Source organism: Aeromonas popoffii (assembly GCF_037818705.1).
Classification (GTDB): Bacteria; Pseudomonadota; Gammaproteobacteria; order Enterobacterales; family Aeromonadaceae; genus Aeromonas; species Aeromonas popoffii.
In genome coordinates, this window is record NZ_CP149129.1 from 1,465,619 (window position 1) to 1,484,061 (window position 18,443).

Sequence of the window (18,443 nt, forward strand, 5' to 3'; positions counted from 1 at the left end):
AAACAGTATTGAGGGGAATAGCAATAATGGGAGTAAATAAAGGCAATAGTGCTGGAACCCACTATTGCCTTATACGGTTCTTAGTCTTATCTAGGATTAATTCTGGCATTGCCACCAAAGAAACCAACTGTCATACCGCCCCCCTTGAACCAGCTGTGGTCACTTGATGCATTTTTATCTTTCATGGTGATAGATGAATACAGGAAGGACGCGTATCGGAAGGTGCCAGAGCGCCCACGCAGTTGATCTTTAGGATAAATCGATGTCCATACACCTTCTATATAGCCATATCCAAGGCCCCCACCTTCACCGGTGAACGTCAGATAGTTGTAGTTTGCCGCTTCTGCATCAATCTGACAGCTTATGATGCCGCCGCCAACCGCCAAGCCGGCACACTTGGTATACCATCCGTAGTTGAATCCAGAAGCCGTTTTAGTGATGGCGTTCTGAGTCAAAGGCTTGTTCTCTGCATCCATAGCAATGGATATGTAGGAGTCATCTTGATTGGCCTCTGAGGCTGAGCGGCCTTGCCGAGAAGAGCACTGGGTTTCATCAAGCTGAATGGATATATTTCTCGGGCTGCTTTTTTTGGCAATGGTTGATTCTACAAGAGTTGTCTTAGAACTTATTATCAATAAGACGAAAGCTTATTCCCCATAAAGCTTGATCTCCAATACATTGGCGATGGCACTGCCATTCCAGTGGTATTCCAGATGCTGGGCTTGGTGGATCTTGGTGACCAGGCGGGGGCGATAGAGCACATGGCAGTTATGACCGCTGTGGCGCACAGAACGGTAGTGGATACCGTCCATCCCCTTGGTTTTCTGCTCTTGGGCGAAAGCTTGGGATTGACCATAGCTGGTTGCGTGATAAAGCGGGGTGGAGAGAAATTCCGCGCTGGTGATATCGACCAGATTGGCGTTGAACTCGGTATAGAGCACCCGCATCTGTACTTTCTGAGCGGGTTCGTTGGTGTAGCTGAACATCCGCTCCTGGTGATAGACCGTCTCTTTGATGGCGGTATCGAGTAGGGGCGCACAGTAATACCCGCCGAAATCGCCAGTGGTGAATCTGGCCCCTTCCGGGTTGATATGGGTGAAGGCTGCCATCACATAGCTGCTGCCATTCAGCCCCACCAACCAATCCTCTTTCGGTACCAACGACAGATCTCCCGCCGCTTCATTCAACCGATCATTGGTCAGTGACTCGATGGCCCAGACGGCCTCCAGTTCGTCCGCATTGGCCACGTCTTCATAGAGATCGATGGTGGGGTAGCGGCTTGGAATGATCCGATAGGCTCGATCCCCCTTGAGTTCAATCAGTGGCGGCTCTTGCATCAGGCCATTCCCCCGCGCCAGGCATGCAGGCGGGTGGCGACCTCATACAAATCAGCCACGCGGCCAGCGTTCATAATGTCCATCGCGCTGCGCCCGGCAAAGAAGGGGTGGCTGTTGGGTTTACGCACCCAGCCGTAGATGCTGTCGTCGGCACTGAACAACATCCTCAGACACTTGTGGATATTGAGGATGTAGCTCATCCGTTCTTGCATATCCACGGTCAGGCGGATCCCACCGCTTGATTCCTTGTATTTGTTCAATGTTGAACGAGATGAGATGCCAAGAAGCTTCAGCTGTTCATCCGTATTGCATTGCCACTTATCCAGAATACGGAATACCACAGGCAGTGCCTTGCTGGGGTCAATGGCGCCATTTTTCAGGGCTTTTCGTGCTGTATTGGCCATATCTCCTCCTTAATGTAATCAGCGCCAGACTGCTGTCTGGCGCGTGAAATGTTAACTTGAGTTTAGTGTAGAAGAAATGTGCATGCATGTACACATGCATACACACATGTACAAGTGTGAGTGGATATGAACATTAATGCTCTTGTTTTAGGTCACGTAAAAACGCTTTGTTGTCAGACACTACCTGATGCAGTGCAGGCTGGTACCTTGGGTTGGGCTGTTCGGCAGCGGGTCGGTAATGCTGCCCGGAGCGATAACGAGGGTGCGGCCTGTGACGGCGTACCTGATGGCGCTGCGCTGGTAGATGACCACGGTGGTGAGCCCGGCGGCCAACCGGTCGGCCATCAGCTGAGTGCACCGACACCGTGGGACGGTTGGCTTTGGTCTGAAACTGGTTCGGTAGACCTTGCCGCAGAGTTGGACCCACATCGGCCAGGCCTGGTCATTGGCCGGGATCACGTATTCATCCGTTCCTGCCTGTTCGGCTGGTGGCTGGCCATCTGGCATCCAATCTGGCTCATTGGGGAGCACTCGGCGCGGGTAGCCAGCGCCTGCCCATGCCTTTGAGATAGCAGCGGAAGAGGCCGTTATCAGCGGCATTGCGGCCCGCCGCAAAGCGCGGGTTTCGCGCGGGGGGGCTTGTTGTCAGGTGATGGTTACCCGGAGCTGGGTGTCTATTTCTTGAGGTGCTTTCTGATGGCCTTGCCCGAGGTGCCGACGGCTTTCACCGCCCTTTTCAGCTGTACTTCGGTGCACTCGAAGGTCTTGATCCACAGCTTCATCTCATAGGGGTCGTTGACGTTGATGCTTTTGGCATCGAGGGGATGGGCGATGGTATTGTTGTCAGGCATAGGAACCTCAACTTGTTGAAATGGTTGGCGAGACAGCGGTCCTGACTCTGTGCTCATGTTCCTCCATATCGGTCGTGGGCGTGGTGATGGGGCTCACACAATGCAGGTAGCGGGTGAAACAAGGCCGCTCACGACCCGAATCATCGGACCCTGTGGCTGGATGATGCGCATTGCACACAAAGCGGTTGTCAGATCAGGTTGCTGATGGGGTCATCCATTCCGGGCATTCCGGGCATTCCGGGCATTCCGGGCATTCCCAGCATTCCGAATACCCCGATCATCTTGATGGTCAGGGTAGGCTTGCGCCCGCAGTCCCCGTGGCCAAAACAGCGCGCCTCAGGGCGGGGCGGCGAGGATGGACCCCTTTATCAGGCAAGAGAAAGGGGAGCCAGGCTCCCCTTGGGTTTACTGCACAGCGGTCAGAACTTGTAGAGCCAGGAGACGGCGGTGAAGTAGCCGTTGTAGTCCTGGTTCAAATTGCCGAGGTTGCGCTCTTCGCCGGTGTAGAGGTAATCCACATCCTGGAAGTATTCGTAGCGCACATCCCAGCGCAGCGAGTGCTGCCGGGTGAGCTGATAGAGGGCATAACCTTCCAGCCGGTGCTGCTTGCTGGTGAGGTCGGGGTAGTTATAGCCCTTGCTGGCGTCCGTCTTGCCGCGACCATAGGCGAAGCTGTAGTCGAGCCCCAGCTCCAGATCCCGGTCAAACGCCTTCTTCTGGGTCAGTCCCAACCCCAGGGTGGTGATCTCGTCGCGCACCGCCGTGCGGTAGGGATCCCAGTCCGGCGCGCCTGTGTAGGCGTGGTTCTGCTTTGATGTGATCCACTGCAGGTTGCTGAACAGATGGCCGCTCAGGTTGTCGTCAAACTGCTGGTTGAGGGTGAGGTCGAGGCCATAGTCCTCGCCCTCGCTGCGCCCTATGTCCGGCTCCTTGTAATCATCCTTGGCCCACCAGCCTTCCAGGCTGGCATCCCGCCCCTCGCTGAACTGGTAGCCGAGATCGGTTCTGAGCTCCACCCTGTCCTTATCCGCCAGATAGAATTGGCGCAGGGTCGGGCTGCCGTTGCCGCCAGCGTTGTCGTGACGCCAGTCAGAGCCGTTGCGGGTGCCCCAGGCGAGTTTGCCGCCCAGTTGCAGCGGGCCGGCCGGGCGGTAGCGTCCCTTGACGAACAGGGTGTGCTCGTCGGTGTCCTGCCGGTCGGCCTGTTCGCGCTGATCGGCCTTGTACTGGTAACCGGTGGTGAGCTTGACCGCGCGGCTGAGCCTGTAGTCGGCCTCCAGATCCGCCTTGCTGCGGGTATGATCACGCTTGCTGCGCGGCTTGCCGATCACGGCGTATTCGTCTGACTTGTCCTTGCGATCCCGATACTCCCCACCGGCCCGCAGGGTGAGATCCCGGCCAACGCGGCCCACCCATTTGGCATCGGCCTGGAAGGTGCTGATCTCGCCGTGGAAGTCATCCTGAGTGACGGGGGCATTGCGAAAGGCGGTCAGGCTGCCGTTGGAGGTGGCCTGGCTGCTGAGGACGCGGCCAGTCAGGCTCTGCCTGTCCCAGTTGTACTGGCCGGAGAGGCTCAACTGGTGGAAGTTGTTGTCCGGTTCATAGGCGCGTTCGTTGGCGTAAGGGTCGGTGACGCTGCCGTAATAGAGGGCGGTGTCATCGGTGCGGTAGAGGGAGCCGTTGTAGGCGAGATCGACCAGCCAACCTTCGCCCAGATAACTGACGCCGCTCTTGACCAGGGTGGTCGAGGTATCGTCGACGGGCTTGGGCAAGAGGCCGGGCACGCCGCCGACCCCGGGCACGGTCGGCTGGTAGTAGGCGAGGGTGGCCTCTTTTTTCTCATGAGAAAAATCGGCATAGGGGCGCCACGGGCTCTTTGGCGTATAGGCGAGCCCAGCGGCCAGCTTCTTGCGCACCACCTCCTTGTCAAATTCGGCCAGCTGGCCCTGGGTCAGCGGGCTGTCCCCCGGTCGATAGACGCTGCGCCCATGGCTGTTCCAGTAAAAGGGGGACTCCGAGTAGCCCATCCTGGCGCGAACGCCATCATAGTGACCCTGCTCCAGCGCCAGGCTGAAGCGCTCCATGCCGAGGTTTTTTGCCTCGAGGGAGCCGTAGCGGGAGCCTTCTCCCCGGTATTGCAGATCGGCGTTGAATATGCCGAGCATGCCGCTCTCCTGCGGGCTGGGTACCCAGTTGCGAAAGCGGGGGGCGCCGTCATCGTTGGCATAGCCGGCCCCCAGCCCCACCTCGCCAAACCAGCCGCTGTCGCGCTCGCATGACTTGCAACTCCAGCGTTCAGTCTTGGCCGGCTTGGCCTGTTGCAGGGAGTAATCCCCGACTGCCAGCGGCGCCTCGGCCGCCTGGGCCGAACAGACCGCCAGCAGGGAGAGCCAAAGTGTTGAATATTTCATGACTTCTCTCCTCAGCGTCGCAGGGATTGACCATTGGGGTGGTTGGTCCCGTGGATCTGGTTATGACAATTCAGGCAACTGCCGCCACGCACCTTGAGATCCCCCTCAGGGATGGAGACGTTGGCATGGGGCACGCTGTGGCACTCCTGACACAGCTGCGGCACCCGCTTGTTGAGCAGCGCCTGGTTGATGGAACCGTGCGGGCTGTGGCAGAGGGAGCAATCCTCGGTCACCGGCTCGTGTTCCCACAGGAAGGGGCCCCGTTTCTCGGCATGGCACTCGTAACAGCTCTCGTTGAGGCTGGGCTGCTTCAGGCTGGCCTCGTTCTGCGACTGGTGCGGGTTGTGACAGCTGGAGCAGGGCAGTTCGCCATTGAGAATGGGGTGGCTGGTGCGCTTGTGCAGATCGGCTTTCTGCTGGGCATGGCAGCTGGTACAGGTCTCGACCTGCCGCTTGCTGTCCATCACCGGATCCTTGGCCTGATGCAACGCGTGGCAACTGGTGCAGGAGAGATCCTCCACCGCGTGGGCGCTGGCATGCCAGCCCATCCGCTTGGCGTCGGTATGGCAGGAGAGGCAGACGCTGTTTTGCTTCTCCACCGGTACCGGTGAATCGGGGCCGAAGGTGATCATGGGTTCCCGCTGTTGGCCCTTGCGGGGGGCGCGGGGGTGGTTGCCAGCGGGGCCATGACAGGCTTCGCACTGCTTGTCTGCCATGGGGCCATTCTGGTTGCCCAGGTTGCCGTGCACATTGTGGAAGATGCCGGTCGCGGGCTTGCGCGAATCGGCGTCGTGACACTTGAGGCAGGTATCGGCGCCCTTGGGGGAGTATTTTCCCTGATCGAATTTCTGGTCGAGGGTCGCCTCGATCTGCAGACGGGGATCGGCATCGGCCGCTGCCGGCTGGGCATCACTCTTGGCCCAGACAGGCAGGCAACCGAGTGCCAGCAAACCCGCGAGGAGCCACTGCGGGGTGGTTATTTTCATATCGTGTCCTTCAACGGCAAAGGGCCAGGGGCAAGTCCCCTGGCCTGATGGTTTCAACGGAAGTCATACACCTTGTGAACCTTGTCGACGCCCTGCTCATGCCCGACGGCATGGCAAGACGCGCACTGTTCAACCCCGGTGGCGGCCTCTATCGTTTCTGCACCAAAGATGGCGCCGTTGTTCTTCATGTGGGTTGCCCACTCGTCCCCGGCGACCGGGTTGTCCGGTTTGACCAGACCCAGCGGCGACTTGAGGTGGCAGCTGGCACAGACCACCAGCATCGGGCTGAAGAACTTGGGCTGCTTGTTGTCTGCCGTGGTGCTCACCAGGGAGGGGCGCTCGTTCTGCTGGTTGGGCAGGTTGTATTGCGCCTTGGTGTGGCAGGACTCGCAGTTGTTCAGCTTGCCCGGGAAGGTGGCATCCCCGCTGCGGTGGGAACCGTAGGCGTGGAAGGAGTGCACGTGGTACTTGAGATCACCCGGCACGCCCGCGTAGAAGGCGCTGCGGGTGGCGTTGTGACAGCTGGTGCACTGGGCAAAGTCCTTGGAGGCGTGGGCCGAGCCCGCGTTCCCCTCGGTGTGGACCGCCAGATCCTTGTGACAACCGTTGCAGGAGGTCAGATCCGCGCCCGCCTTGAGCACATAGCGGCTGTCGACCCAGCCTTCGACCCGGAAGTAGGCCTTGGCCGGGTTGATGGTCACGTAGGAGAGGGCGCTGGCGGTGCTGCTGCAGGGGAGCAGATCCCCGGCGGCGAAGGCGCCGTTGCGATCCGTCTTGCGGGCCACGCACACCTGCAACTCGGCGACCGTGGCCGCCAGGGTGCCGGTGACCTCGTTGCCCACCTCTTTGCGGCACAGGAAGCGGCCACCACCCTGGCTTTCGCACTGGGTGAAGTCAATCTTGTTGCCGGTGACGAACGTTTGCGGGTTGGTATAAGCCAGCTCGAAGCCGCTGCCCTGATCCCAGTTGACCAGGATGTAAGGGGCCTTGGCCAGATCGCCGTACTTGATGTATTTGAGCACCTCGTCCAAGGTCTGGGCCGGGCTGCCATCGGCGGTCACGGTCAGCTCGACCTCGATGTTGGGCGCCGCGTATCTGACGTCATCGAATGTGAACACCAGCTTGTCGCGACCGGCGGCTTCATTGGCGAGATAGCCCATGTGCACGCTGCTGGGGGACTTGGTGTTGCCTGGCTCTTCCGCATGGCACTGGGTACAGAGGGCGCCGCTCTTGATCTTGCCGTTGATGTGGCTGACGTAACCGGTCTCCGTGGTGGAGTCCGCATGGCAGGCACCGCAGGGTTTCTCCTGGGCGTGTTGCCAGTTGTTGGCGTTCGGCGTGGTCGGGGTGACCTCCTTGTGGCAGGTGTCGCAGTTGCGCGGATCCTGCGGGAAGTGGCTCACCAGTTTGGTGTCTTTCTGGTCCAGATTGCCGTGCAGCTTGTGCACATGCCAGCATGGCTGCGTTGGTGGAAACATGTAATGCATGTCATGGAAGTCAGGGGATCAGCACCCATAATGACATCCCGACTATCGCCGGACTGGCAGAGGCCAACCTCAGCGAGCAGCTGCGCAGCTACCTGGATGGGCGCCCTGCCAAGACCGTTAATCATGTCACCGGTGATACCAGCAAGCAGGGGAACATGACCGACATAGTTAAGGGCCTTAGCGACGATCAGATCGACGAGCTGGCGGCCCATTATGCCGAGCTGCCCTACCAGCCGATGAAGCAGCCATTCGATGCGGCGCTGGCCAAGGCCGGGCAGAAGCTGCACGAAGAGTCCGGTTGCAAGAAGTGCCACTCGGAAGGGGGCTCTGTGGCGGAAGATGAAGCCTCCATCCTCGCCGGTCAGCCCAAGGGCTACCTGCTGACTGCACTGCAGGAGTTCAAGGCCGGCAAGCGCAGCAACGACGAGAAGATGAACAAGCCGCTCATCGCCATGAGCGATGCAGACCTCAAGGCGCTGGCCGAGTATTACGCAAGCCAGCAGTAACCGCCGCCGCACCCGCTCCCATTGACGCAGCCACCTCGCCGCCCGCCGGTGGGGTGTGCTCCTGCTACCCGGTCATGACCGTCAAAGGCGCTGCTATCCGCTCCTTTTTTGCGCACTGGGGGAGATGACACCCGCCGGGTGTCCCTGATCCGGAGTTTTTATGAACGCTGTCATTAAGTGGCTGCTGCTCGGCAGCCTCTGCCTGGGCACAACCCAGTTTGCCAGGGCCGAGGTGGCCCCGGCGACCGATACCCCGACCACCCACACCCAGGCCTCATCCACCGCCGCACCAGCCGATCAGTCAACCCTGGCCGAACGTCAGGCCAAGGCGGAGAAGAAAAAGGCCGCCGCCAGAAAAGCGGCTGCCCGCTTTGCCAAGTGCGACAAGTGTCACGATGGGGAGGAGGGGATGCACGGCAAGCACGGCAGCGTCACCAACCCCAACACCAATGAGGCGGTCACCTGCACCAACTGTCACGGCAATGCGTCGGCCGATCACCGTAAACAGCGCGGCGGCATGGTCGATGTGATGCGTTTTGGTGACGAGGCGTTTCCCCTCAGCCAGCAGAACGGTGTCTGCATGAGTTGCCATGAGCCGGACGATCTGCGCAAGGCATTATGGGCCCACGACGTGCACGCCACCCGGGTGAGCTGCACCAGTTGCCACCAGCTGCACCCGGCCAAGGAGCCCATGGTCGGCATTCCCGAAAAGTCCCGCATCAAGCTGTGCGTCGACTGCCACAGCAAGCAGCATGAGGCCAAGCAGCAAGCTGCCGTCAAGGAGGGCGCATGAGCACGACCCGTCGCGAGTTTATGGTGGGGATGAGTGCCAGCGCCTTGATCCTGATGACAGGTTCGCCCCGCGCCCTCGCCAACAGCATGACCATAGAGGGGGTACGCTACGGCATGATCCACGACGAGACGGCCTGCATCGGCTGCACCGCCTGCATGGATGCCTGCCGCGAGGTCAATCAGGTGCCACCAGAGGTCTCCCGGCTGGAGATCCTGCGCAGTGGCCCCGTGGGGGAGTATCCGGATCAGGCGTACCGCTTCTTTCGCAAATCCTGCCAGCACTGTGACAATGCCCCCTGCGTGCATGTCTGCCCGACTGGCGCCTCCCATATCCGGGCCGAGGATGGCATCGTCGACATCAATCCCGATCTCTGCGTCGGCTGTCGCTATTGCCTCGCGGCCTGCCCCTATCAGGTGCGTTTTATCAACCCGGTGACCCGCGTCGCCGACAAGTGCGATTTTTGCCGCAAGACCAATCTGGCCAATGGCAAGCAGCCTGCCTGCGTGGAGGCATGCCCCACCAAGGCGCTGGTGTTCGGCAATCTGGATGACCCCCAAAGTCCCATCGCCAGGCGGTTGGTGCAGGAGACCACCTATCGCTACAAACGGTTCCTCGGCACCTCGCCCAAGATGTACCGGGTGCCCAAAGGGGAGGTGGCATCATGAGCGCACATCGGTCTGATGGTCTCTGTCTGATGGGAGGTATGCACCATGTGGCATGACGCATTTCACTTCGACTCGCTGGTGTGGGACGGCCCCATCGCCATCTACCTGTTCCTGCTTGGCATCTCGGCGGGGTCGACCACCCTGTCGGTGCTGCTGCGGCGCCAGGGGGCCGGCAGCGAGAGTGGTATCATCAGGGCCACCGCCATACTGGCGCCGCTCAGCGTGATCCTGGGGCTCTTGATCCTTATCTTCCACCTGGCCCGTCCCTGGACCTTCTGGAAGCTGATGTTCCACTACCAGTTCGACTCCGTCATGTCGATGGGGGTCATGCTGTTTCAGGTCTATATGGCGGTGTTGTTCGCCTGGCTGGCCGTGGTGTTCAGGGCCGAGATCGGGGCGCTGCGTCGGCAGTGGCTAGGGGACAAGTTCGCCTTTATCGACACCCTGATTGGCAAGCTGGCGCAGCTTGAACGGCTGCTCAGCCCCTTGCTGTTACTGCTGGCGGTGTTGCTCGGGGCCTACACCGGCTTCCTGCTCTCGGCCCTCAAGACCTACCCCATGCTCAACAATCCCATCCTGCCTGCACTGTTTCTGGTATCCGGCATCAGCTCGGGCATCGCCTCCACCATCTTGCTGGCGGTGACCCTGTTTCGGGAGGATGGCCACAGCCAGGGGGTGAGTTTCGTGCACAGGTTCGAGCGGCCCATCGTCGCCATCGAGATCTTCCTGCTGGTCTGTTTCTTCACCGGCCTCTACTTCGGTGGTGGTCAGCGCGAGGCAGCCATGTGGGCGGCGCTTGGCGGCGGTTTCTGGTCCCAGGTGTTCTGGTTCGGGGTGATAGGCCTTGGCATAGTGCTGCCCCAGTTGCTGGGGCTGTTTGGCGCTAAGGCGCGGGCGCACCAGCCTGCCCGGTTGGCGCTGATCTGCAGCCTGAGTCTGGTGGGCATATTGCTGCTGCGTTACTTCATCCTCTATGCCGGTCAGATGACGGTGATGTAACGCGCTCGGCTCTGCCTTGGCGCCAGAGAAAAAGCAAAAAGGCGGGATGATCCCGCCTTTTTCATGGCCGTGCGTCGCGGTTGTTCGCCAGCGACCGCTCAGTCACTGGCCCCTTGCAGGGCCCGCACTTCGAGGTGTTGCTCGCCGGGGCGGCACACCAGCACGGATCCCTGCTCGAACCAGTCCCCCAGCACGATGCGGCGGGCGGGTTGACCGTCGAGCGTGAAGTCGTGGATGGCGGGCCTGTGGGTGTGGCCGTGGATCATGGTTCGGCAGCCGTGCTGGCGCAGCATCTCGTCCACCGCCTGTGGCGTCACATCCATGATGGTCTGGCGTTTGACAGTTTTCTCCATCCGGCTTTGGCCACGGATCTTGTGGGCGATGGCCTGACGGCGGGTCAGTGGCAACCGCAAGAACAGCCAGCGCAGCCACTTGAACTGGGTGATGCGGCGATATTTCTGATATCCCTCATCCCGGGTGCAGAGCAGATCGCCGTGGCTCAGCAACACCCGCTCCCCATAGAGCTCGATGACGCAAGGGTCGCCGAGCAGGGTCATGCCAGCCCGCTTGGCAAACTGCTGGCCCAGCATAAAGTCGCGGTTGCCGTGAATGAAATAGAGGGGCACCTGCTGTTGGCTCAGGGCCGCAAAGGCCTCGGCGATCTGCTGGAGGAGCGGATTGGGATCGTCGTCGCCAATCCAGAATTCAAACAGATCCCCCAGTACATAGAGGGCGTCGGCACCGGGTGCGTCGTGCTCCAGAAAGTGCACCAGCGCGGCCGTCATGTCGGGCCGATCGCTGCACAGGTGAATGTCACTGATAAAGAGGGTGCTCATGATGGCGTGCGAGGTGCCCCGATTCTGGCTGTATGGGTCATAGGGTGAGGGTGCCAGTCAAACTGGTCAAGGTTGCGGCCTTCCAGGGTCAACAGCGCCTGATAGGGATCGCCGGACAATTTCAGCAGGCGGCAGATGGCCGCTTCCCCTTTCAGCCCTTGCTGCAGGCGCAGGGCGAGCAGGGTGCGGTAAAAGGGGTGACCAAAATGCTCGATCAGGGCGGCCATCAGGCTGAGGTGGCGCCAGCCGTTGAGGGTCTCGACCCTCGCCGGGGTGACATAGAGCTCGATGGGCCAGCTGCGGCCATCGGCGTCGGTCAGGGTCTGCTCCAGCAGCCAGATGTCGCTGCCCAGGGCGCGGCGTTGCCAACCCAGTTCGGCCAATTGGGCGGCCAGTATGGCGGGCGTTTCATGCTGGCAGAGGATATCGAGATCGCTGCCGGGCCGGTCGAGCCCGATGGCCAGGGTGCTCACCAGCGCCACGTCCAGACACCGGCTTTGCAACTCGCGCCACAGGGGCGTGCCGGTCAGCAGGGCATGGGCCGCGCGCTGGCGCTCGTTGCCGTGAGCCAGATAGTCGAGGCGGCGCCAGTTCGGGCCCGTGGCAAGTGCAGATGGAAAAACTGCGGCCGGGGCCGCAGTCAGTTCATCTCGCAGAAGGCAGAGATCAGTCAGCAAGGGTCACCTTGGTGATCACCACGTCCTCTACCGGTACATCCTGGTGCATGCGGCCGGCGTTACCGGTCTTGACGCCCTTGATCTTGTTGACCACGTCCATGCCCGCAGTCACTTCACCGAATACGCAGTAGCCGAAGCCCTGGGTGGTGGCGGATTTGAAATCGAGGAAGTCGTTGTTGCTTACGTTGATGAAGAACTGGGCGCTGGCAGAGTGCGGCTCCATGGTGCGGGCCATGGCGATGGTGCCGACCTTGTTGGACAGACCGTTGGCCGCTTCGTTCTTGATGGAGGCGCGGGTCTCTTTCTCTTCAAAGCCAGGGGCATAGCCGCCGCCCTGGATCATGAAGCCGTCGATGACGCGGTGGAAGATGGTGTTGTCGTAGTGACCGTCACGGCAGTATTGCAGGAAGTTGGCCACGGTTTCCGGGGCTTTTTCCGCGTTCAGGGTCAGAGTGATGTCGCCGTGATTGGTGTGCAGAGTAACCATGATATGTCCTTTCATTCTTTGGGCAAAAGTTGCGCGGGCAGATAAGCGGCTCGCAGCTTGTTGCAGGGGCTATGGCATAAAGTGGTGGCAATTCTAGCCCATAGTGGTCGTCTGGCATAGCGCTGACATGGCTGTGAGGCCGGATCCGCCCTGTTTTCTGCCTCGTTTTCTCCACCGGATGCGGGTAGAATGGCAGGCCATTTTACTCACAGGCAGTGGTCATAAGATGCTGAAGATATACAACACACTCACTCGTCAAAAAGAAGAATTCAAACCTATCCACCCGGGCAAGGTGGGCATGTATGTGTGTGGCGTCACTATCTACGATCACTGTCATATCGGCCACGGTCGCACCTTCGTCGCCTTCGACGTGGTGGCCCGTTACCTGCGTTACAGCGGTTATCAGCTCAACTACGTGCGCAACGTCACCGACGTGGATGACAAGATCATCAAGCGCGCCGCCGAGACCGGCGTCACCTGTGACGATCTCACCGAGCGCCTGATCGGCGACATGCACCAGGATTTTGATGCCCTCGGTATGGTGCGCCCGGACGTCGAGCCCCGCGCCACCCAGCACATCAGTGAAATCATCGAACTGGTTGAGAGCCTGATCGCCAAGGATCACGCCTACGTGGCCGACAACGGCGACGTCATGTTCATCGTCGACTCCTACGCCGACTACGGCAAGCTCTCGGGTCAGGATCTGGAGCAGCTGCAAGCCGGTGCCCGGGTCGGCGTGGTGGATGCCAAGCGCAACCCGCTCGACTTCGTGCTGTGGAAGATGTCCAAGCCCGGCGAGCCGACCTGGGAAAGCCCCTGGGGCCCGGGTCGTCCTGGCTGGCACATCGAGTGCTCCGCCATGAACTCCAAGCACCTTGGCAACCACTTCGACATCCACGGCGGCGGTTCCGATCTGCAGTTCCCGCACCACGAGAACGAAATTGCCCAGTCCTGCTGCGCCCACGGTGGCGACTACGTCAACACCTGGATGCACAGCGGCATGGTGATGGTGGATAAAGAGAAGATGTCCAAATCCCTTGGCAACTTCTTCACCATCCGCGATGTCTTGGCTCACTACGATGCCGAGAGCGTGCGTTACTTCCTGATGTCCGGCCACTATCGCAGCCAGCTCAACTACTCGGAAGATAACTTGAAACAAGCCCGCACCGCGCTGGAGCGGATGTACACCGCCCTGCGCGACCTGCCGCTGGCCCCTGCTGCCGGTGGTGACGAGCAGGTGGCTCGCTTTAAAGAGGCGATGGACGACGACTTCAACACCCCGGAAGCCTACTCCGCCCTGTTCGATCTGGTGCGCGAGATCAACCGCCAGAAGGCCGAAGACATGAGCGTGGCCGCAGGCCTGGGTGCCCGTCTGCGCGAGCTGGGCGCCGTGCTCGGCATCCTGCAGCAAGACCCGGACGCCTTCCTCAAGGGCAATGACGCCGATGACGAAGTGGCCGAAATCGAGCAGCTGATCGCCCAGCGCAATCAGGCCCGCGCCGACAAGAACTGGGCCGCCGCCGACGCCGCCAGAGCCCGTCTCACCGAGATGGGTATCGTGCTGGAAGACAGCGCCGGCAAAACCAGCTGGCGCCGTGCGTAAGGGCCGTTGCCCTGTTGCTGCCAACAGGTTGACCCAATAAAAAACCGCAGCCTTCAAAAGGCTGCGGTTTTTGTTTGTGGCCTGCTGTGACGCCTCGGTATTCTTCGGTCTGATCCCCTCGCCCTTGGGGGGAGAGGGGAAATTGAATTTGGCATCGGTGTACAATTAGATCAATAAAAGCCGCAGTTTATGACTGCGGCTTTTATTCTAACTACGAATATTTTTTTCTCTTCTTATTACTCTTGCTTTAGAAATTATTGCTGCGTACCCAATAACACCATTAGTACCTAGTGTGGAATCTGCAATCATAAGAATATGTTTGCCAATTACCTCAGGATTGAAGTTTGAGCTTAATGCCTCATGAGTTAATTTATCAAGGTTGATATCATCGTCTTTTTTTATAAAATCATTACTACTTGTAGTAATGATTGAGTCATCTGTACTTAGTGGTATTTCATATTGGGTAATATTTTGAGCATGAGCCTTATATGTAGTTCTCGATGTAAGGTATGCATCATTAGCATCGTTCGGATTGTTTTGGCTTAACGCTGATGCCATATAGTTAGAACTGCGTTTTTTTACTAAATAGCTTTGACCGAAAGTAGATTTAGCCCACTGATAATGATAGTTATTGTTTTGATCTCCTCGAATAGGGAATTCTTCAGAGATAATATCAAGAGTACCAAAGGGGTATAGTTCTAGTTTATTTTTTGTAGTGTTAATAGTTATATAATCTAATGGTGAGTTTGGTGACTTCCAATTCAAAGCATCATAATAATTAAAGTTGTCAGCAGGTTTTTTCTCTGAAATAGAAACAAGTCTATTTGCTTCATTTATAATATACGTTTCGTCTTGAACACTCTGTGGAGGGGCTGAATTATTTAAAATTCCCAGCATAGCTCCGGCCATAGTGGCGATAGAATCAGTATCTGTGCCAAGTTCATTCACAATATCGAGAATAATATTGTGAGAGTCTTTATCTGGATATAAGAGGGAAACAGCTGATGCTGCAACGGATGTCAGTATCCCAGAGCCTCTTATGGCTGGATTATCTAAATGCAATATATTGGATAAATTTCTGTAAGAGCGATCATTTCCTTGAAGCCAAAATTCTACATTATCAATTATATTGAGAGCTTCTTTATGTACTTCTATGTATTTATTATGCAACTCACTTTTTCTACTATGAGCAGACCAAACAAAGTCCAAATTAGGATCTTTTAATATGTAATTTGGAATGTCGATAATATGGCCACTAAACTCTTTCATATCATCAATCGATGGTGTACTGTTATGAGTGATTGTATATGCCAAAGATAAGGCATGAAAAACAGACCCAGCAATTGCTCTAGGATGGCCATGAGTTGTTAAGCTATTTTTAATTACATCATCTAAGAAACTTGATGGTATATTGGGGGTGGCCGAAGACCAAACATGTGGTTGAATACGCATGCATGCCCCATTGCCACCCGCTTCAAAGTAGTCTGCTTTCTCTGTCTTGTATATATTATTAAACCAGAGGTTATTACGTTTACTTAAAAAATTTGCCGCAACCTTAGAGCCAATACCTGCACCCAAGGCATAACTTTGCCATACAGGGATTTCAATTTTAGAAAAAGTATGTAAATCAAAAGTTCCATTGTTAGTGATAGAACGAGAGGTTGCAAGCCTCAGTTGTGTATCATCAGAATATGCACCAATAGGTAGTGTTACCTCGGCTCCAAATCTACCACCAATTAACCTTTTCCACTCAACCAGACGGGTTACTCTTCGAGTCCCAATTCGAGCCTCAACAGTTCTTGCATTATTAGCCAACTCAGTCATGAAGCCCATAGCATCACCGTATGCAGCCCAGAGTGCTGAGTTTTTAACTTTACCTAGTTGATTATGTGACATGACTGAGTTCCTATCTTTCAAAGATGCTAGGGTCAACGATTATATCAATTTTTTCAAAAAATGACAGTTGCCCTGCAACTGAGAATCTATCATCATCACAACAAACGTATATTTTATTCACATATGACATTGGGATTACACCCGGATACAACACTTCTGCCTGTTCGCAGGTTGTTTGATTTGTGGGCGAATTTACTTTCCTTATGACATCACTCTGATATTTACCCGTTATTTTTTCAGCAAACATTCGCTCAAATGCCTCATAACCTGTGTTTCTTACACATGAGGGGTAAATATTATTTGTGGTTGTAAAATAGACATTCTCATGTGTCAATATTTCTGGTGATATTGAAAGTAGTACCCAGAAAATATCTTGATGTTGCCGTCTGTATTTTGAGTATGACAAAAAATCATAATTCGGTTTAGATATTGATAGGTTAACGTAGTTAAGCCATTTTTTATCACGCTCTTTTCTAGACTCTGAATTTTGTTCAAATATGAAGGATAATGTTTGTTCTTCTTTTAATTGTGCATTTGGAAGAATGCCATTACTTACCAACATGCCTAATAGTCCGGAGTTAGTTGTAAAGTGAACAACCTCAGTGATATCTCGTTTTTTGATTGCATCGCTAACATTCATTATAGAACCCTAATCAAGTTATATGTTTTTGAATGAAAAAGATTAAGAAATGCTGGCTTACTTGCATCTTTGTATGTGATTACGGCAAATTCTCTAGCTCTGGTGATAGCCATTGCTAACAGCTTTAATGCTGTTGGATAGTTTGAGTCTTCAACGTCAGCTTCTCCAAATATAAAGTGACGATCTTCAACTCCGACTATAAAAACAAAGTCAAATTCCAAGCCTTTGGCTGAATGAATAGTAGATAGTGCTATATTAACGCCATTATCCAGGATTTCGTCTCTACGGGAAATTACTTCATAATCTAGATTGTTATTTTTAAGTTGTTCTTCTAAATAACTAAACCAACGACCACCCTTTGGATGTAGAAAACCAACGGTTTGATTTTTAAGATCTACTCTTCTTTTGATGAACCCAACAATCCAATCTATTTGATTGGAAAATGAGCCTTCAATTAGAAGCGGTTTTTCACCATGGCGAGTTATTTCTTTAATATTCGGCAGTGTAGAATCTTCATCGTAGGAAATGTTCGATGCATTTAATAGGCTAAGTGCAAAGTCAGCTATTTCATAGGTGTTTCTATAATTGTGTTCTAGGCGTGCGTATGAGGCATTTTTAATTCCAACCTCATTCCATGTAAAACCTCTGTTGTAAATTTTCTGTGCCCCATCTAAAACAATAGTAATAAATGCCGTATTAGAGCACTGATTTAATATTGCACGTAATTGGTTTGCTGAAAAATCCTGAGCTTCATCAATTACCGCAATATCTATATCATCAACCTTATTTTCACTTAAATAAACGGCGATGTCATTCCAATCTACAATGTTGTTGCTCTTCTTGTACTCATGGTAAGGATATACAATTTCATCTAGTATTTTTCGGCGTAGAGTTTTGTCTACTCTGGGTTTATTACCTCTCCCAACCCGCTCTATATCTATATAGCTTTCAAAATGTTTGTATGGTAATTTTCCCATTAAATATTCAATCTCATCGATGATAAATTCCAAGTCGAGGAGGATGTTTGAACTTAAACGTTGTATTAGGTTTCTATACTTTCTGTCTTCAGGGCTTATTATCTCATGATTTTTAAATGGTGTATTTTGATAAAAATACTTACTTAGAGTGGATACGAATATATTGGGCCTTGTGTCCGCGACCTCTTTCGTTGTGTCATCTACAAGATTTTTCACGTAACCAGTTAATGTTTTGTTGAAACCGAAAACGATAGCGTTAATGTTATGATTGGGGTCTCTTGCTTTATAATAATCAGATAGGTAACCTAGAGACATTTTCATCATTAATATTGACGTTGTTGTTTTACCACTTCCTGCTGCACCTCTTATTATCCTTACTCCTGGCCGAGGAAGGGTGATTAGAGTAAGTTGCTCTGCTGTTGGGGTGATATGATTTAATGTTTTCAATCTATTCTCCTTCATTGATAACTAATTATGTAAATAGTTAATTTAAGAGGCGCATGTACGATTGGTAAAAGGTAATCAGGCATCCTGTAAATATGTTTTTTTGACTCAATAGTTAACTATCTACCATTTAATATAAGGCCACTCCCCGTTAGGGCTGCGTGGGGCTTGCAGCTGCATTCAGATAAACAGTTTCGCTTATGCGACTAAGTAGATTTCTTTGTTGTATTGGGACGACAACCTGACCTCGGGGCTACGAGTTGGGTGTTGCCCCCTGTTGTTCGCCGAGGTGAGGGCACAAGGTCAGGAGCGCCGTCATGGACGACGGCGCAGACGCAGGCGGTACAGGGATGTACCGTCTGCGTCGTTCCGCCAGACCTTTTGCCTGAACCGAGGGAACCCGACACAGGAGGGCGAACAAGTGGGGTGGCCTTTCTTTTGGTG

General features: G+C 55.1%; 17 protein-coding genes and 1 pseudogene. 5 read left to right on the forward strand and 13 right to left on the reverse strand.

Going from position 1 to position 18,443, the window contains the following annotated elements; translation table 11 throughout:
• Window positions 1-86: 86 nt before the first annotated feature.
• The 7 genes from WJM78_RS07020 to WJM78_RS07050 all read right to left on the reverse strand — a co-directional run bounded on the left by WJM78_RS07020 (window position 87) and on the right by WJM78_RS07050 (window position 7,476).
• A complete protein-coding gene (locus WJM78_RS07020) occupies window positions 87-635 on the reverse strand; it encodes a hypothetical protein (RefSeq protein WP_339014693.1) in 549 nt (182 codons plus the stop codon).
• Window positions 636-647: 12 nt separating this feature from the next.
• Window positions 648-1,337 (reverse strand): RES family NAD+ phosphorylase, encoded by a 690-nt coding sequence (locus WJM78_RS07025; protein ID WP_339014696.1) that lies wholly within the window; start codon window positions 1,335-1,337, stop codon window positions 648-650.
• The gene (locus tag WJM78_RS07030; protein WP_042034553.1) at window positions 1,337-1,741 is read right to left on the reverse strand and encodes an MbcA/ParS/Xre antitoxin family protein; all 405 of its coding nucleotides are present in this window, start codon (window positions 1,739-1,741) and stop codon (window positions 1,337-1,339) included. Before WJM78_RS07030 ends, WJM78_RS07025 begins: the two co-directional genes overlap by 1 nt.
• 674 nt (window positions 1,742-2,415) lie before the next feature.
• Entirely contained in the window at window positions 2,416-2,592 is a 177-nt protein-coding gene (locus WJM78_RS07035) for a DUF3606 domain-containing protein (protein WP_080741165.1), read from the reverse strand.
• Between the two features lie 419 nt (window positions 2,593-3,011).
• Window positions 3,012-5,003: an MtrB/PioB family decaheme-associated outer membrane protein gene (locus WJM78_RS07040; protein WP_339014701.1), complete on the reverse strand. Its 1,992-nt coding sequence runs from the start codon at window positions 5,001-5,003 to the stop codon at window positions 3,012-3,014.
• An 11-nt stretch (window positions 5,004-5,014) separates the two neighbouring features.
• Window positions 5,015-5,989, reverse strand: a complete 975-nt coding sequence (locus WJM78_RS07045) for a DmsE family decaheme c-type cytochrome (protein WP_287147615.1) — start codon at window positions 5,987-5,989, stop codon at window positions 5,015-5,017.
• 53 nt (window positions 5,990-6,042) lie between these two features.
• Window positions 6,043-7,476 carry an OmcA/MtrC family decaheme c-type cytochrome gene (locus tag WJM78_RS07050; RefSeq protein ID WP_422388437.1) on the reverse strand — a complete coding sequence of 478 codons (1,434 nt, stop codon included), beginning with the start codon at window positions 7,474-7,476 and terminating at the stop codon, window positions 6,043-6,045.
• Between WJM78_RS07050 and pdsA the strand changes: the two are divergent.
• From pdsA to nrfD, 4 genes and pseudogenes are all read left to right on the forward strand, one after another.
• Window positions 7,434-7,982, forward strand: a pseudogene (pdsA, locus tag WJM78_RS07055) (periplasmic diheme shuttle PdsA); the annotation flags it as partial. The gene WJM78_RS07050 and the pseudogene pdsA sit on opposite strands and share 43 nt — an antisense overlap.
• Window positions 7,983-8,142: 160 nt before the next feature.
• Complete coding sequence (gene netB / locus WJM78_RS07060; protein ID WP_108538000.1) at window positions 8,143-8,775, forward strand: Nrf-like electron transfer protein NetB; 633 nt, start codon at window positions 8,143-8,145, stop codon at window positions 8,773-8,775.
• Window positions 8,772-9,440 (forward strand): 4Fe-4S dicluster domain-containing protein, encoded by a 669-nt coding sequence (locus tag WJM78_RS07065; protein WP_339014711.1) that lies wholly within the window; start codon window positions 8,772-8,774, stop codon window positions 9,438-9,440. The genes netB and WJM78_RS07065 overlap by 4 nt, the downstream gene beginning before the upstream one ends.
• Before the next feature lie 45 nt (window positions 9,441-9,485).
• Entirely contained in the window at window positions 9,486-10,439 is a 954-nt protein-coding gene (gene nrfD, locus WJM78_RS07070) for a cytochrome c nitrite reductase subunit NrfD (RefSeq protein ID WP_339014714.1), read from the forward strand.
• Between the two features lie 98 nt (window positions 10,440-10,537).
• Here the strand turns inward: nrfD and lpxH are convergent, their stop codons facing one another.
• Genes lpxH through WJM78_RS07085 form a run of 3 tightly spaced genes read right to left on the reverse strand, consistent with a single transcriptional unit; the run spans window position 10,538 to window position 12,439 of the window.
• Window positions 10,538-11,275 carry a UDP-2,3-diacylglucosamine diphosphatase gene (lpxH, locus tag WJM78_RS07075; RefSeq protein WP_339014717.1) on the reverse strand — a complete coding sequence of 246 codons (738 nt, stop codon included), beginning with the start codon at window positions 11,273-11,275 and terminating at the stop codon, window positions 10,538-10,540.
• Complete coding sequence (locus tag WJM78_RS07080; RefSeq protein ID WP_339014720.1) at window positions 11,272-11,952, reverse strand: DUF4269 domain-containing protein; 681 nt, start codon at window positions 11,950-11,952, stop codon at window positions 11,272-11,274. Before WJM78_RS07080 ends, lpxH begins: the two co-directional genes overlap by 4 nt.
• Window positions 11,942-12,439, reverse strand: coding sequence for a peptidylprolyl isomerase (locus WJM78_RS07085; protein ID WP_042034542.1), 498 nt, complete (start codon window positions 12,437-12,439; stop codon window positions 11,942-11,944). Before WJM78_RS07085 ends, WJM78_RS07080 begins: the two co-directional genes overlap by 11 nt.
• A gap of 226 nt (window positions 12,440-12,665) precedes the next feature.
• On the opposite strand from WJM78_RS07085, the gene cysS reads away from it, so the two are divergent.
• Entirely contained in the window at window positions 12,666-14,042 is a 1,377-nt protein-coding gene (cysS, locus tag WJM78_RS07090; protein ID WP_339014723.1) for a cysteine--tRNA ligase, read from the forward strand.
• A 207-nt stretch (window positions 14,043-14,249) separates the two neighbouring features.
• On the opposite strand, the gene WJM78_RS07095 is transcribed toward cysS, so the two are convergent.
• Genes WJM78_RS07095 through WJM78_RS07105 form a run of 3 tightly spaced genes read right to left on the reverse strand, consistent with a single transcriptional unit; the run spans window position 14,250 to window position 18,002 of the window.
• On the reverse strand, window positions 14,250-15,938 hold the full coding sequence (locus tag WJM78_RS07095) for an ADP-ribosylglycohydrolase family protein (RefSeq protein ID WP_339014726.1): 1,689 nt from the start codon (window positions 15,936-15,938) through the stop codon (window positions 14,250-14,252).
• 10 nt (window positions 15,939-15,948) lie between these two features.
• Window positions 15,949-16,578, reverse strand: coding sequence for a DarT ssDNA thymidine ADP-ribosyltransferase family protein (locus tag WJM78_RS07100; RefSeq protein ID WP_339014729.1), 630 nt, complete (start codon window positions 16,576-16,578; stop codon window positions 15,949-15,951).
• Window positions 16,578-18,002: a 3'-5' exonuclease gene (locus WJM78_RS07105; protein ID WP_339014732.1), complete on the reverse strand. Its 1,425-nt coding sequence runs from the start codon at window positions 18,000-18,002 to the stop codon at window positions 16,578-16,580. The genes WJM78_RS07100 and WJM78_RS07105 overlap by 1 nt, the downstream gene beginning before the upstream one ends.
• Between the last annotated feature and the right edge of the window lie 441 nt (window positions 18,003-18,443).

Coding starts and splice junctions, on each gene's coding strand:
- WJM78_RS07025 (WP_339014696.1), bottom strand. CDS start 1,337: ATGCAAGAGCCGCCACTGATTGAACTCAAGGGGGATCGAGCCTATCGG.
- WJM78_RS07030 (WP_042034553.1), bottom strand. CDS start 1,741: ATGGCCAATACAGCACGAAAAGCCCTGAAAAATGGCGCCATTGACCCC.
- WJM78_RS07035 (WP_080741165.1), bottom strand. CDS start 2,592: ATGCCTGACAACAATACCATCGCCCATCCCCTCGATGCCAAAAGCATC.
- WJM78_RS07040 (WP_339014701.1), bottom strand. CDS start 5,003: ATGAAATATTCAACACTTTGGCTCTCCCTGCTGGCGGTCTGTTCGGCC.
- WJM78_RS07045 (WP_287147615.1), bottom strand. CDS start 5,989: ATGAAAATAACCACCCCGCAGTGGCTCCTCGCGGGTTTGCTGGCACTC.
- WJM78_RS07050 (WP_422388437.1), bottom strand. CDS start 7,476: ATGCATTACATGTTTCCACCAACGCAGCCATGCTGGCATGTGCACAAG.
- netB (WP_108538000.1), top strand. CDS start 8,143: ATGAACGCTGTCATTAAGTGGCTGCTGCTCGGCAGCCTCTGCCTGGGC.
- WJM78_RS07065 (WP_339014711.1), top strand. CDS start 8,772: ATGAGCACGACCCGTCGCGAGTTTATGGTGGGGATGAGTGCCAGCGCC.
- nrfD (WP_339014714.1), top strand. CDS start 9,486: ATGTGGCATGACGCATTTCACTTCGACTCGCTGGTGTGGGACGGCCCC.
- lpxH (WP_339014717.1), bottom strand. CDS start 11,275: ATGAGCACCCTCTTTATCAGTGACATTCACCTGTGCAGCGATCGGCCC.
- WJM78_RS07085 (WP_042034542.1), bottom strand. CDS start 12,439: ATGGTTACTCTGCACACCAATCACGGCGACATCACTCTGACCCTGAAC.
- cysS (WP_339014723.1), top strand. CDS start 12,666: ATGCTGAAGATATACAACACACTCACTCGTCAAAAAGAAGAATTCAAA.
- WJM78_RS07095 (WP_339014726.1), bottom strand. CDS start 15,938: ATGTCACATAATCAACTAGGTAAAGTTAAAAACTCAGCACTCTGGGCT.
- WJM78_RS07100 (WP_339014729.1), bottom strand. CDS start 16,578: ATGAATGTTAGCGATGCAATCAAAAAACGAGATATCACTGAGGTTGTT.